The following is a 14,334-nucleotide window of genomic DNA, read 5'->3' as shown; positions in this document are numbered from 1 at the left end:
GCAGAAACAAGCAGCACTGCTATAAGTGGCAAAAGCACAGCTTTGTTCATAAAAGGTTGTTCGCCGAGGGTTATCAAAGAACAAACAAGCCGTTTGCTATGGCGTGGCAAAGTGATCAATGAGTGGCAAAGTGATCAAAATAGCGACACCACCCAATGCGCTTTGTTTTGCTTCAATGGTACCTTGATGTGCATGGATAACATTTTGGCATATCGCAAGCCCCAAACCAGAGCCACCGGTCGCCCGATTTCGCGATTTTTCAAGCCGATATAAACGCTCGAAAATTTTAACAAACTCACTTTCTGGCACTGAAGGCGAAGTGTCTTGTACGCGCAAATGCACCAGCCCATGTGCTTGCCAAACTTTTAATTCAACTCGACCTGGTTTATCGGTGTAGCTATCGGTGTAGTTAACACTGTTGTTAATCAGGTTCGCCAACACTTGTTTAATGCGATCTTGATCAATGGCTACCCAAGCAGGCGCTGAAACGATGTCGTCATGCCATTGCAGCTCGTGTCCGATCACATATTGTTCAAACTCGCTGCTCCACTGCTTGAGCACAGGAGAAATATCGAGCTGCCGCGTATTGATAGACAAACCATACACATCTGAAACCGCTAATTCATAAATATCGCGAATCAAATGACTTAGATCGGTTATTTTGTTGCTGAGTTTTTGATAGCTCAGCTCCACATCATCCACCAAGTTGTAGCGCAGCGCATCTACTTGCAGTTTCAAGGCAGTTAACGGTGTGCGCAGCTCGTGTGAAACATCGGCAAGTAGCTGATTTTTCTGTTGTAGTGCATCTTCATACAAGCTGGCAGAAATCATCGCAAGTTTGCGCCGCTGATGTAGCACATAGAAAATTAGCAGAAATAGCACCACCAAGCCCAAAGTGAGCAAAGTCACTTTTTCCGTGACTTTTTTCTGTGCAACCACTTCTAGTTCCGATTGCTTACTGGCCTCTTCCAATTTCGCGACTTTCACTTGCTGTTTCAGCAAGTTGATATCGCGCTTGTGCTTTTCTAGTTCTTTAATACGCAGCTCTGAATCTATTTTTTGCTTGAGCTCATACGCAGCCTTTAAATGAGTGAGGGCGAGGGAGTCTTGGCCTAGTTGATGATGAATTTCACTGAGTAGCCTGTTGTCATCGAGCTGGTCTTTAAAAAGCTCAAGTTTTTTTGATATTGCCAAGGATTTGCTGACGTAATGCTCTGCCTCTGTTAATGCTTGATGATCAAAGTAATAAACCCCAAGGTTGTGCCATACTGACCTCATTTGGAAATCAGCTTTAGAGACTTGTCCTGTTTTTTCAGCCAATAGCAAGCTGGCTAAACGGGCCTCTTGATTATTGAGCTTGTCCAAAATTTGCGCCCGCTGAACATACGATCGAGACAGGACCTGATGGAAAGCCCCTTCAGCAAAGATATCGATCGCTTTTTGGGTAACATCCAGCGCTTCATCAAGCTTTTGCTGCGCCATGTAAATAGAGCCAATTCGATGATAGTCGTAACCAATATATTCTGCGTCGCTGAGCTTTTTATCGAGTTCTAGCGCCTGCTGATAAAAAGATAGTGACTTATCGTAATCTTCTGAGCGGTAGAACAGTTCACCTAAATTGAAATAACTACTGGCTTGGTCTTGCGCATTACCGATTCGCTCAAATAGCTTCATGGCTTTGATTTGATATTCAGCGGCGAGCACCAAGTCATCTTGTGATTCATACAACACCCCTAAAGAGCCATACATACGTGCAATTTCTAATTCATCACCTAGCGCTTGATAATTTTCTAATGCCAACAAGTAATACTTTTCAGCTTCAGCATGTTGTTTGTCCAGGCGGAAAAACCTTCCTGTATGTTGATAAATACGCGCTAGCAAACCTGTATTTTGACCAGCGAGCGGTATCCCTTTAGTTTCAAGCATCGTCGCGGCAGTCACATAGTTATTTTTCTTGCGTTCAAGCTGCGCGCCGCTGATCACAACTTCCAACTGCAATTCATTGCTAAAGTGTGCTGCGGCTTTGTTTAATTCAAGTAACAAGGCACTAGCTTTTTCAACTTGTGCACTGCGACGATAAATACCGACCAATTTTAGCTGCGCATAGACTCTATCTTCGCCACTTAATTCTGCAATTAACGCCATCACAGCTTGCTCGGCGCTCAAGTCTGCTCCTTCAATTTTCGCCAACTGCGCTTTAATGGCTGATGATGGCAGATCTACAATAGTCGTCTCTGTGTTTGTGTTCGTGTTTGCGTTTATGTTTGCAGACATAGCTGCAGATTCACTAGCGAGTACCTTGGTAGACAGCACGCTAGTGAATATCATGGTGCTGCATAGAAACGAAGAGACAAGCCAAAAGACAAGAAAAAAGAGACGTGAAGAGCGACCATGAATACTCAATATGCGCTGCGTTAACTGTATGAAATACAAATTGATGCCTTTAGTTGATAATGCGTGATGACTCGTAAATATTAGTTTGGTTCCTTCGCTCGCTTCCACTCGCAGCAAGTACATAACGAAGCCTATGCGATAAGAAAGAGCGATTAATAACATAGCGGCAAAATGTGCAAGAAATATGGATACCAATTTTTAGCACTTAATCTATTGAAAAATATATCTTTACTAAATATTGTTGAGTATTTAAGAGCCAATAAAAAGTAAAATTACGCGTTTTGGGGTCGCTACTTAACGCAAATATCTGTTACCTAAACGCTTCTGCGCTTGAACAGAGAATCATTTCAAACTAGTGTTACTTTGTAACAAAAAATAACGATAAACTCGGTGAAACATGAAAAACCTACTCAAAGCAGCGATAGCTGCCTCTTTGATGGTGTCTGCCGCTGGCGTCTCAGCCAAGTCGGATGACGCAAAAAACGGTTCCCTTTTTACTAGTAAAACCTTTGATGCGATGGAAATGCGCAACATCGGCCCCGCTTATATGTCGGGTCGAATTGCTGACATTGCCGTCGACCAAAACAATCCGTCTACCTGGTATACCGCGGTAGGCTCAGGTGGCATTTGGAAAACGGTTAATGCTGGTACAACTTGGACACCTATTTTCGACAAGCAAGCGGTTTACTCAACAGGTGATGTCACTATCGATCCAAGTAACTCAGACATTATTTGGGTAGGTACCGGTGAAAATAACGGTGGCCGCCATATCAGCTTCGGCGATGGTATTTACAAGTCGCTCGACGGCGGTAAAACATGGAAAAACATGGGCTTAAAAAAATCTGAGCGCATTTCCGATATCATCGTTCATCCAACCAATTCCAATGTTGTTTGGGCGGCAGTGCAAGGTCCATTGTGGACGGGCGGCGGCGAACGCGGCCTTTACAAAACCACTGACGGTGGTGAAACATGGAAGCAAGTATTAACGCCTGAAGACGAATGGACGGGTGTTACCTCACTTTTGATTGACCCACGTAACCCTGACAAGCTTTACGCTGCTACTTGGTCACGCCAGCGTAAAGTTGCAATTTACGTAGGTACAGGCCCAGGCTCTGGTATTCATACATCAGACGATGGCGGCGAAACATGGACAGAACTAAAAACAGGCCTGCCAAAAGGCAACATGGGTAAAATTGGTATGGCAATCTCGCCAACGAATCCAGATGTGGTTTACGCGACTATCGAAACCGACAACCGCAAAGGTGGTTTTTACCGCTCAGCAAATCGCGGTGCTAGCTGGGAGAAAATGTCTGACGAAGTCGGTGGTGGCACAGGCCCACACTACTACCAAGAAATTTTTGCCGATCAGCATCAATTTGATCGCGTTTACATCGCCAGTAACTACTCAAAAGTGTCAGATGATGGCGGTAAAACTTGGACACCTATTAGCACCAAACGCAAGCACGTTGACGATCACGCATTTGCCTTCCATCCAACCGATCCTGATTTTGTCTTAATTGGTTCAGACGGCGGCATTTACATGTCACACGACCGCATGGAGCACTGGCGCTTTATCGCCAACTTGCCATTAACCCAGTTCTACAAAGTCGCTCCTGACGATGCAGAACCTTTTTACAATGTTTATGCCGGCGCACAAGATAACTCAACACAAGGTGGCCCATCGCGCACTGCGCGTGCAGAAGGCATTAAAAACAAAGATTGGTTCCTCACACTTGGCGGCGACGGCCACCAACCAGCAACAGAGCCGGGCAACCCTGATATTATGTACTCACAGTGGCAACAAGGTAACCTGAACCGCCGCGACGTGAAAACGGGTGAAAATGTTTATATCAAGCCACAGCCTCGTCCGGGTGAGCCAGCCGAGCGTTACAACTGGGATGCGCCAATCAATGTTTCTACGCATGATCCAAAGCGCCTTTATTTTGCTTCACAGCGCGTTTGGCGCTCAGATGATCGCGGCGACAGTTGGACACCCGTTTCAGGTGATTTAACTAAAAACGGTAATCGCATGCACATCCCAATGATGGGTCGTACTTGGTCGGTAGAAGCTGGCTGGGATATTTACGCGATGTCGGAATATCACACCATTGCTAATTTCTCAGAAAGCCCAGTGGATGAGAACATTTTATGGGTCGGTACAGACGACGGTTTAATTCAAGTCACCACTGACGGTGGTAAAACGTGGAAGAAAATTGACTTAGGTAAAGTACGCGGTGTACCTGCGACTGCCTATGTAAACGATATCCGCGCCGACCTTTACGATCCAAACACGGTTTATGTGGCACTTGATAACCATAAATACGGTGATTTTAAGCCTTACTTAATCAAGTCCACTAACTTAGGTAAGAAGTGGACATCGCTGGCCAAAAACCTACCAGAGAAACACTTAGTGTGGCGCATTGTGCAAGATCACGTGAATAAAGACCTGATGTTTATTGGTACTGAATTCGGTGTTTTCTTCACGGTTGATGGTGGTAAGAAGTGGTTAGAGCTAAACGGCGGCATACCAACTATTTCAACTCGCGATGTAAAAATTCAACGCCGTGAAAACGATTTAGTTGCCGGTACTTTTGGCCGTGGTATCTACATTTTAGATGACTATGCACCGCTGCGTAATCTCACTGAAAAAGCGATGGAGCAAGACGCACTATTATTTGCGCCAAGCCGCCCAGTCAAATGGTTCTCGTTAGATACGAATCATGCAAGATCTGACGGTGATGACCGTTATGCAGCGAAAAACCCAGCGCACGGTGCAACGCTCACCTACTTCTTGAAAGACAGCTTACTCACGGCAAAAGAAAAGCGCCAAGCTGCTGAAAAGAAAATGGTGAAAGATAAGAAATATCCTAAATACCCAAGCTGGGAAGCGATTGAAAAAGAAAATCAAGAAGCTAAACCTGCTGTTTACCTTGAAATTACCGACGCAAACGGCCAATTTGTTAACCGCGTTGCAGGTAAAACAACAAAAGGTTTACACCGTATCACTTGGGATATGACCTACGCTAAAAGCACTGCGGTTACAGGCGAGAAACAATCGCCTTGGCACCCACTTGCTAAGGGTTTAATGGCATCGCCAGGTAAATACACAGCGACTTTATATCAGCGCGTCGGCAGTGAAATTAGTCAACTTGCTAGCCCTGTAGCCTTTGATCTTAAACCTATTTTTGACGCGGCAATTAGTGGTAATTCACAAGATGAAATCGTTAAGTTCGGCCAAGATGTGGTTGCAGCAGAGCGTCAATCTTCAGCCGCAAGTGCCGTACTTAAAGGTATTACCAAGAAGATGGAAGCGATTCGCACAGCCATTGATCGCACGCCTAACAATATTGCAGCATTAGAGCGACAATATGCTGACATTCAGGCAGAAATTAACGCCATCAATCTTGAGTTAACTGGCTTGAAATCACGTGATCGCAAAGGCGCGAAACCAGCCAATATCGCTAGCCGCTTAGGTTACGCCATGTCGGCAGTACGCTCGTCTTATGGCCCTACTAAGCAGCATCGCGAGCAATTTGGTTATGCACTTGAAGGCCTAAATTCGGTAACCAAGCGCTTGAATGTGCTGGAAGTCACGACAATTCCAGCATTACAGAAAGCAATGAGTGAGGCAGGTGCCCCTTGGACGGTTGGCTCTGCACTTATCACACAATAGTTCGGTTGAGCTGAAAGCTTTTTACTGCTTAACCTCCTCTCACCAATTTGAGACGGGTGAGTAATCAAAAATGGCGTCTACATTAGACGCCATTTTTATGCCCATACGCTTATCAACAAATATCAACAAAGCTTGCCTCCTGTCTTCACCTTGCAAATTGATATAGAAAATAACGGCTTACTCATGTTAATTTTCATCAGCATGAGTAAGATAAGAGCTCAGCAGACGCTCAATCGAATAAGGGACGCCTTAACTAATGAAAAAAATCAACAAAGTTGCCGTAGTCGGTGGTACGCACGGTAACGAATTCAGTGGAATTTACCTGTTAAGAAAATGGCAAAAATCCCCTGATTTACTCGCCAGAGAAGGGCTTAACGTCGAAACCTTATTCGCCAACCCAAAGGGCTTTGAAGAAAACAAACGCTACCTAGACTGCGACCTTAACCGACAGTTCACGCTTGAAGATCTCGCCAATCCAGCCTTGGCGAACTACGAACAAAGCCGTGCTAAAGTGATTAATGCTCAGCTTGGGCCAAAAGGTAATTCAAAAACCGACTTTGTGATTGATTTACACAATACCACCAGCAACATGGGGCCAACCCTGATCCTATTAAAATCGGATGATTTTAATAAAAAAATGGGTGCTTACGTATTGTCGAAAATGCCTGAAGCTATTGTTGTTTATGAAGATCAGGTGTCGATGGAAGAACATTACTTCTTGGCATCCATTGCACCACAGGGGGTGATTGTTGAAATTGGTCCTCAGCCGCAATCGGTGATACGCCAAGACGTGCTCGATTGGATGGAGACCATGACGCAAACCATCTTAGATTTTGTCGCACTCTACAATAACAACCAGTTGCCTGAACTGCCTGCTAGTTATGACGCCTACAAATACACAGAAAGCCTCACACTACCTCAAGATGAAGACGGCGAGCGTATTGGTATGGTGCACAAAAACGTGCAAGACAATGACTTTAAACCATTAACCAAAGGCGACCCTATTTTCACCCTATTTGATGGCGGTGAAATTACTTACCAAGGTGAATATAAAGCCTATCCGCACTTTATTAATGAAGCAGCGTATTACGACAACAACCTAGCGATGTCACTGGCTGAGAAAATTACCATTACGCTTGATTAAAGCGTGATGACTTACTTGCTCGACAACAAAATTTTATTAGACTTTTCGGGAACAAGTAGGACGTTTATACTTGCCACATCTAGAATTTGATAGTCTTATTAATCGGCTGAAAACCAAAGGCACTAATCAATTTTTCATCATTTGGGCAAATTTACATCAGCCAAGCATAAAGTAGAGAAAGGTATTATGGGTTCAGGATTTTGGAAGTTATATTCGTTTATTGAAACGAGTTTTTTTTATACCTTGTCGCGAAAAATCATCGGCAACATAGGTTTTCTACTCTTATTTCAAATCGCTGCGTTTGTCTTATTTCTACAATTAGATGGCGCTTCTGCCGAGCAAACAGAAACTATTTTAACTTGGGGTAAAACGCTGTTTGCCCTCAGCTTTTTAGCCTTCGGTTTTACCCTGTTCTATTTGCACTACTTATTTGTTAGGCCAATTAAAGCGATTTTAGCCAGCTTACAAAACATTAACTCCCATGATGGTGACTTAACCACTCAGCTACCGGCATTCACTCATGACGAATTTCGCCAACTTTCTGAACGTTACAACACCTTTGTTGCCAACTTATCTGAGCTACTTAACACCATTCACAGCAATTCAGAGCAAGCCAATAGTGCTACCGACAGCGTTGTTCACGCAGTCGCTGTTGCCAACGACAAAGCGAATTCTCAAAAGCAGCTCAGTGAGCAAATTTTTGAATCCAGTAACCATATCAACAACAGTATCAGCCATATTGTTGATGCGTCAGAAACGGTTGCAACCAGCAACAAATCGAGCTTAGATAAAGCGATGTCAGCAAACCAGCAGCTGACCCAAATACAAGAGCAAACTGCACAAATCGGTGCCTTACTTGGCCAGTTCGCAACAACCGTTGACGGCCTACAGCAAAATGCTGGTAATATCCGTAACATCCTTAAAATGGTGGAAGAATTTGCCGACCAAACCAACCTACTGGCATTGAATGCTGCAATTGAAGCAGCGCGAGCGGGTGATGCAGGTAGAGGTTTTGCCGTAGTAGCTGATGAAGTGCGCTCGCTTTCCTCTAAAGTTGCTGACGCAACCCAGCAGATTACTTCGTTTATTAACGATATGGACAGTTTGGTCACTGACACTAAAACGGAATCTGACAAGCTAGTTGACCAATCGCAGCAAACGCATAATACCATTGAGGAAACCAACTCAACGTTTGCTCAAATGATGACTGACTTTAATGCCAACACCAAAGAGTTTGATGCCATCAGTGATGCCATTCACGAGCTCAACGCACAGTACCTTCAAACCCACAGCAACGTTGAAAACATCTCAAGCTTGAGTGAAACCTTACAAGGACAAATGCAGCAAGCCAATAACGAAGCACAAGTGGCACAAACACAAGCCGAACAAACCCAAAACCGACTATCTCGCTTTGCTAGGTAATCCTGCTTAAAAAAGTTATATGTCGCTTGATAGCTAGTATCGAGCGGCAAATGAATTTTTGAGTCGGCAGGTCAGCTAACTGAGGCTATTTAATTTCAGAAAATCATTCGACTAAGTCAAATAAAATGAATTAGTTAAGGATATCTGCATCGTCTTCAAAAAGTAAAATAGTTTTCTATCACTACACAACTTCCCAATCAGTGCCATTTGAACATCAAAACATTGAGAGAATATGGGCATTTCAATAATCTTGGACATCCACATTCCTGAGTCTAACTTAATTTGGATACAATGGCTCTAAGCATTGAAATTAAAATAGTGCTACGATGGCAGTGCCATTATGCCCAAGAAGGTTTGAAAAACTTCTTGGTAAACAAAAGCGCTTGGCTCAAGAACTGAAGCAAGCGCTCTATTCATTTGCGATTCATCTCATAAAGGAGTTTTTTCTGATCCCAAAAACTTAACAAAAGGTTTTGCAATAGCGCTTTTATCACTAATAATTTTTAAAATGAAGACCGAGCAGAAAGACCACCAGAGCCAGTAGCATCTCTAACGCCAAGGAAAGAACTTGGAAACCCTTCAAGCCCTTGTCGCCCAATGGCTATATGACAACCTATAGACGTTGCACATTGTTTACCTTTAAGCCTTGAGCCAGTTGTTTTGATATGTTTTCGATAGCTAAGTAATTGCTGATCCAAAATATCAGTGATCGGCGGGGAGGTAACCGTAATCACTTCAATATCCTCATCTTTTGGCCAAACAAACTCATTTTGAGCATTTTTCTCTAACTTATCCGTTAACGTCGTAGCAAAAAGCATCGGAAAATTAGTTTGGTTGAAAAGCCCTTGACGCTCTAAAGCATTAATGACTTCAGGAATTTTTGGGTGCTCTTCGCGATAAGCTCTGATCAAGTAGCTATCTGAAATAGCGAGATCTTGCTCAATAAATTGATTGTTGAAATGAAGTACACCAAGCAGAATATTGGCGTCTTTATAATCTCTAAATGCGGCTTTCTTTAGATACTTTACTGATTCTTTGGCATCTAAATGCTGTTCACTTATTAAGTGAATTAATCCAGCTTTATACTGCGCAGCAGGCTCACCATATTTAGACGCTTTTTTGAGGTATTTCAGTGCCTGAGCTTCGTCTTTCTCTACACCGTAACCGTTGTAATAAAACTGACCTAGTGTTGTATAGGCTTCACTGTGTCCTCTTTTAGCCGCCAATTTAAATTTGTGAAAGTAGGTTTGGCACAGTTCCGTTTGGCAAGCACTAAGCTCGCTACTTTTTGGCGAGCTGACAATATTTACAGCTTGTGAATTAAAGCAGAGAAAAACGGAGAAAAAAGTGAGTAGTGATTTTTTAAACATGCGTGAGATCCCTTCCAAGCAGCTAATAGAGTATATTTGAAGTGATAACGTTTACTAACCATCAACAAGCAGTTAACTGAAATGAACGTCAATTAGAGGCCGCTTCAAACTTCAGTATTCACTTCAAAAACAGTATCAACTTATCATCTAGCGACCAAAATTAAAATATGCTAATCACCTGGGTGCAAAGAAAAATATGCTATATGAACTAACCAAAAACGCATTTGCATGTGGCATGCTTGAGCTTTGATAACGCTGAAAGAAACCGCTTTGAAATGATTAAGCCCCTGCATTGCTGCAAGGGCTTGTGAAATATGTGAGTTGGCCGATAAGCCGGGTTCTGTGTCTATCCTATATATAGGAAAGCGACAATCATTCGTCTAGGCCTTAACTCGCGCTAAGGCTCAAGCAACCTACCCGGTTCCAACGCGAGCCACGCCATAAGGAACCCTATTTGGTCTTGCTCCGGGTGGAGTTTACCCTGCTGCCGACTGTTACCAGTGGCCCGGTGCGCTCTTACCGCACCCTTTCACCCTTACCTGTGCTGTTGCCAGCGATCGGCGGTCTTCTCTCTGCTGCACTTGTCGTCGGCTTGCGCCGCCCAGACGTTATCTGGCACCCTGCTCTTTGGAGCCCGGACTTTCCTCCCCCAACACTTATAAATAAGTGTTGGCAGCGATTGTCTGGCCAACTCGGCGCGTATTCTACATCAAGCTTACCGACAAATTAAAGCAACTTATTGAGCTAAGCTCATTGTTTATTCAAAATAGCACTATCAAGTTGTTGATGTAGCCAAGCGATAGCTTCAACTCTATCGGTAAATATTTTGGTGTTTTGCAGATCTAATGAAGGGGAGCGGCTAAACAAAATATCAGGCTGAACCGCACTATCATAAAGTAACGCTTTAGCTGCGATAGATTGTGTAGCCAGCCACCGATTATAATTATCAAGGATCTGATAAGCTTCAGGTGTGCCACCTTCCACTCGCGTTAAATCGACGAGCACAACAAATGGTTGACCGTTATATCCTTCCACTTGTTCACGCATTTGTTGAATATACAAAGTGATGCCATCTTCATTGAAGCTGCCAATTAAGGTGCCAAATAACATGTTACCTTGGCGATTTACTTCGCATTCACCATGTATATTCATAAGCGCTTACCATTTCATCGCTAAGGTTAAATCGTAAAGCTTGTTTTTCTTAAGGCCATAAATTTCAGCAGCAATTGCACAAGCTTTTTTCGGTGGTAATTCTTTAATCAGCAGCTTCAATGTCTTTTCAACCTCTGCAGAAATACTGTCTGGTTCTGGCTGATAACCTTCGATCATCAGCACCATTTCTCCCTTTAGCTGATTAGGATCTTGGCTAAGCCAATCAACAAAATTACCTGCACTATCTGCTTTTATCGTTTCAAAGGTTTTGGTTAGCTCACGAGCAATGACTACTTGGCGCTCAGCGCCCATCACTTCAACGATATCTTGCAAGGTGTCGAGTGCGCGCCTTGGTGCATCATAAAAAATCATAGTACGAGTTTCGTTTTTTAGCTCGCCTAATACTTTTTGACGTGCGCCTGATTTCGACGGTAAAAAGCCTTCAAACGCGAAACGATCCGTTGGCAAGCCTGCAACCGACAAAGCAGTGATTGCCGCACATGCCCCAGGCACTGGTACCACAGGTAGCGATTGCTGTTTTAACCCTCGGACAATATGAAAACCAGGATCACTGATCAAAGGCGTACCCGCATCGGATACTAGAGCAATGCTTTTTCCTTCTTCCAACCAGTTGGCAATCTGTTCTTGTCGCTGACGTTCGTTGTGATCGTGCAGCGAAAATGTTTTGGCTTTAACACTAAACGCTGTTAGCAATTTTTGTGTGTGGCGCGTGTCTTCGCAAGCAATCAAGTCAACTTGGCTCAGCACGTCTATTGCGCGTTGAGTCATATCCCCCAAGTTGCCAATTGGCGTTGCGACTACGTATAACGTACCGGGCACTATTTGAAATTCTGTCATTTATTTACCGCTATGCTTTATATCAGGTGATGCGTTAACTTGCGCATCAAGTGATGCAGTGGTTGAGAGTCATTAGGATGAAGTTTATTATAAACTCATACTTAAACCCACGGATTTCCAAGTAGTGAAGTCAGAAAGTCATCGGTTCTCTATTCTCCAACTTACGTTAAGCGCCGTTATTGTTGCGTTTCTAGCAAGTTGCGCAGCTCCTAAAACAACTAAAATTGTGCAACAGCCTGAAGTTGCAAAAACAGCCGAGCCTGAGCAGCAAAGTGCAAGTTACTTTATTCGACAGAGTAAAGAGCAAACGGGAAAGCAAGCCTTAAATTCTCTTATTACCGCAAGTGATTACCAGTTAGCTGAAGGCCAACCATTAAAAGCGCTTTGGTTAGCAAATCAACTGCAAGCACAGACATCGGGTCAGCAAGAATACCGCTTGTTAATCGTTAAGGCGCAAGCACTATTAGAGCTAGAACAAATTGATTTAGCTTGGCAGCAGTTAGTTAAGGCACAGTCGGTAAATACTGATCTCGACGTCAAATACTATCGGTTAGCACACCAAGTTAATTTAGCGCGAGGGTTTACCCTTGATGCTTTAGACGCTCAGCTATTTGCATTTTCGATGAATCCACAGGCCGGTGAAGAAGAGATTGAGGCGCTATGGCAAGCGTTTCAACAGCTTTCTTCTTGGCAATTGAGCCAACTTGATAATAACAAAGCACCTTACCTAAGTGGCTGGGTACAATTAACGAAATACGCTCATCGTTTTGGCGATGACTTGTCTGCCTTTCACCGCTATTTACAGCAGTGGCGCAGACAATTCCCAACTCACCCCGCCAATAATTTAGTAGGTCAATTACTTAACAAAGAAAAAGCCTACCCACTGGGGGCTCAGCGTATCGCAGTGATTCTGCCTTTATCAGGCAGACAGCAAGCAGCTGGTAGCGCAGCACAGCAAGGTATTTTAGCTGCGTATCAAGAGCAAAGTATCACTAAGTTACATTTCTTTGATTCAGAAACCCTCGACTGGACCACGCTAAAATCGACGTTAGAGACACTAGAAATAGATTACGTCATCGGCCCCTTGTTAAGAGAGCGGGTCAATCAATACCTAGCAATTGATGACATCACAATTCCAAGCCTATTGCTGAACGTTTCAGCGCAACATACCCTAAGCGAAAATCAATTTGCCATTTCAATGCGTCCAGAAGATGAGGCCGTGCAAGCGGCGGCAACATTAGCGCGTAAAGATTACCAAATGCCGATTGTCTTAGTGCATCAAGACCAAGTAAGTCAGCGCATTGCCACAGCGTTTGTTGATGAGTGGCAGCGTGTTACTGGTTATGCGCCTAAATTAATGCCATTCAGTAAAGGCAAGAAAATGCAAACGATGCTGAAATCTGCGCTTGGCGTTTTTCAAAGTAAGGCGCGCATCGATGACTTGAACAGTCGAATCAAACACACAATTAAGGCCGAAACACGCAACCGACGCGATATAGATATGATTTATATTGTCGGTTCAGCAACGCAAACGCGACTTCTAAAACCGCATATTGATGTGAGCATTAGCCCATTTGCAGACACTATTCCAATCTATGCCAGTAGTCGCAGTCATAGCCTCGCGGTTGATGAAGGAGATACGCGCGACCTTGCAGGCATGAGCTTCACCGAAATGCCTTGGCTGTTAGCGAGCCAAGCGCAAAACAAACCGCTAATGCAAGTCACTAAGCAACTCTTTCCAACCCGCAGTGATAGCCTGCAACGAATATTCGCAATGGGTTACGACTCACTCGCATTAGTGAACAAGTTAGCCTTAATGCAAAAGTACCCGTATGTGCGCCACTATGGGCAGGTAGGCACCTTACAGCTTGCTGCAAATCAGATATTAACGCGTACGCTATTATGGGGCCGCTACAACAAGGATAGTGTGCAACAAATTGCGATGGATTAAACAACTCACCACCAAAAACATTGGTGAGCAAACCGAACAACTAGCTGCGCACTACCTGCGCCAACAGGGGCTGAATTGTTTAACCTGCAACTTTAGCAGCAAATATGGCGAAATCGATATTATTGCGCAAGATGACGATGTACTCGTATTCGTTGAAGTAAAATATCGCAAACAAGCAAACTATGGCGGCGCAATTGCCGCCATTTCTGCTGCTAAACAACAAAAATTGAAACTTTGCGCCTCTTTTTATCTCCAACAGGCACAATTAAATGAATATAATACGCCATGTCGTTTCGATGTGGTTGCCCTGCAAGGGCCAATTGAACAACCGAATATAACCTGGCTAAAAAATGCCTTTTAAGGAACCATT

The 14,334-nt window shown here is 43.8% G+C and carries 9 protein-coding genes and 1 other RNA gene; 5 read left to right on the top strand and 5 right to left on the bottom strand.

Features of this window, described 5'->3' with window-relative positions:
* Window positions 1-96: 96 nt before the first annotated feature.
* A complete protein-coding gene (locus DXX92_RS02840) occupies window positions 97-2,274 on the bottom strand; it encodes a tetratricopeptide repeat protein (protein WP_181901679.1) in 2,178 nt (725 codons plus the stop codon).
* 556 nt (window positions 2,275-2,830) lie between these two features.
* Between DXX92_RS02840 and DXX92_RS02835 the strand changes: the two genes are divergently transcribed.
* From DXX92_RS02835 to DXX92_RS02825, 3 genes are all read left to right on the top strand, one after another.
* Complete coding sequence (locus DXX92_RS02835; RefSeq protein ID WP_428977355.1) at window positions 2,831-6,067, top strand: VPS10 domain-containing protein; 3,237 nt, start codon at window positions 2,831-2,833, stop codon at window positions 6,065-6,067.
* 256 nt (window positions 6,068-6,323) lie between these two features.
* Window positions 6,324-7,211 carry an aspartoacylase gene (locus DXX92_RS02830; protein WP_115999047.1) on the top strand — a complete coding sequence of 296 codons (888 nt, stop codon included), beginning with the start codon at window positions 6,324-6,326 and terminating at the stop codon, window positions 7,209-7,211.
* 186 nt (window positions 7,212-7,397) lie between these two features.
* Complete coding sequence (locus DXX92_RS02825; protein ID WP_147301920.1) at window positions 7,398-8,633, top strand: methyl-accepting chemotaxis protein; 1,236 nt, start codon at window positions 7,398-7,400, stop codon at window positions 8,631-8,633.
* Between the two features lie 503 nt (window positions 8,634-9,136).
* Here DXX92_RS02825 and DXX92_RS02820 read toward each other — a convergent pair.
* The 4 genes from DXX92_RS02820 to rsmI all read right to left on the bottom strand — a co-directional run bounded on the left by DXX92_RS02820 (window position 9,137) and on the right by rsmI (window position 12,013).
* Entirely contained in the window at window positions 9,137-10,003 is an 867-nt protein-coding gene (locus DXX92_RS02820) for a tetratricopeptide repeat protein (protein ID WP_115999045.1), read from the bottom strand.
* A gap of 313 nt (window positions 10,004-10,316) precedes the next feature.
* An RNA gene (gene rnpB / locus DXX92_RS02815) (RNase P RNA component class A) lies at window positions 10,317-10,698 on the bottom strand.
* Window positions 10,699-10,753: 55 nt separating this feature from the next.
* Window positions 10,754-11,155, bottom strand: coding sequence for a hypothetical protein (locus DXX92_RS02810; protein ID WP_115999044.1), 402 nt, complete (start codon window positions 11,153-11,155; stop codon window positions 10,754-10,756).
* Window positions 11,156-11,161: 6 nt separating this feature from the next.
* Window positions 11,162-12,013: a 16S rRNA (cytidine(1402)-2'-O)-methyltransferase gene (gene rsmI / locus DXX92_RS02805; RefSeq protein WP_115999043.1), complete on the bottom strand. Its 852-nt coding sequence runs from the start codon at window positions 12,011-12,013 to the stop codon at window positions 11,162-11,164.
* Window positions 12,014-12,137: 124 nt separating this feature from the next.
* On the opposite strand from rsmI, the gene DXX92_RS02800 reads away from it, so the two are divergent.
* Window positions 12,138-13,964, top strand: coding sequence for a penicillin-binding protein activator (locus DXX92_RS02800; RefSeq protein WP_181901678.1), 1,827 nt, complete (start codon window positions 12,138-12,140; stop codon window positions 13,962-13,964).
* On the top strand, window positions 13,951-14,325 hold the full coding sequence (locus DXX92_RS02795; protein ID WP_115999041.1) for a YraN family protein: 375 nt from the start codon (window positions 13,951-13,953) through the stop codon (window positions 14,323-14,325). Before DXX92_RS02800 ends, DXX92_RS02795 begins: the two co-directional genes overlap by 14 nt.
* Window positions 14,326-14,334: the final 9 nt, after the last annotated feature.

The organism is Thalassotalea euphylliae (genome assembly GCF_003390395.1).
GTDB lineage: Bacteria > Pseudomonadota > Gammaproteobacteria > Enterobacterales > Alteromonadaceae > Thalassotalea_F > Thalassotalea_F euphylliae_C.
The sequence above is the reverse complement of the archived record's forward strand: the minus strand, read 5'-3'. Positions and strand labels throughout refer to the sequence as shown.

Coding starts and splice junctions, on each gene's coding strand:
- DXX92_RS02830 (WP_115999047.1), top strand. CDS start 6,324: ATGAAAAAAATCAACAAAGTTGCCGTAGTCGGTGGTACGCACGGTAAC.
- rsmI (WP_115999043.1), bottom strand. CDS start 12,013: ATGACAGAATTTCAAATAGTGCCCGGTACGTTATACGTAGTCGCAACG.
- DXX92_RS02810 (WP_115999044.1), bottom strand. CDS start 11,155: ATGAATATACATGGTGAATGCGAAGTAAATCGCCAAGGTAACATGTTA.
- DXX92_RS02820 (WP_115999045.1), bottom strand. CDS start 10,003: ATGTTTAAAAAATCACTACTCACTTTTTTCTCCGTTTTTCTCTGCTTT.
- DXX92_RS02835 (WP_428977355.1), top strand. CDS start 2,831: ATGGTGTCTGCCGCTGGCGTCTCAGCCAAGTCGGATGACGCAAAAAAC.
- DXX92_RS02840 (WP_181901679.1), bottom strand. CDS start 2,274: ATGTCTGCAAACATAAACGCAAACACGAACACAAACACAGAGACGACT.
- DXX92_RS02825 (WP_147301920.1), top strand. CDS start 7,398: ATGGGTTCAGGATTTTGGAAGTTATATTCGTTTATTGAAACGAGTTTT.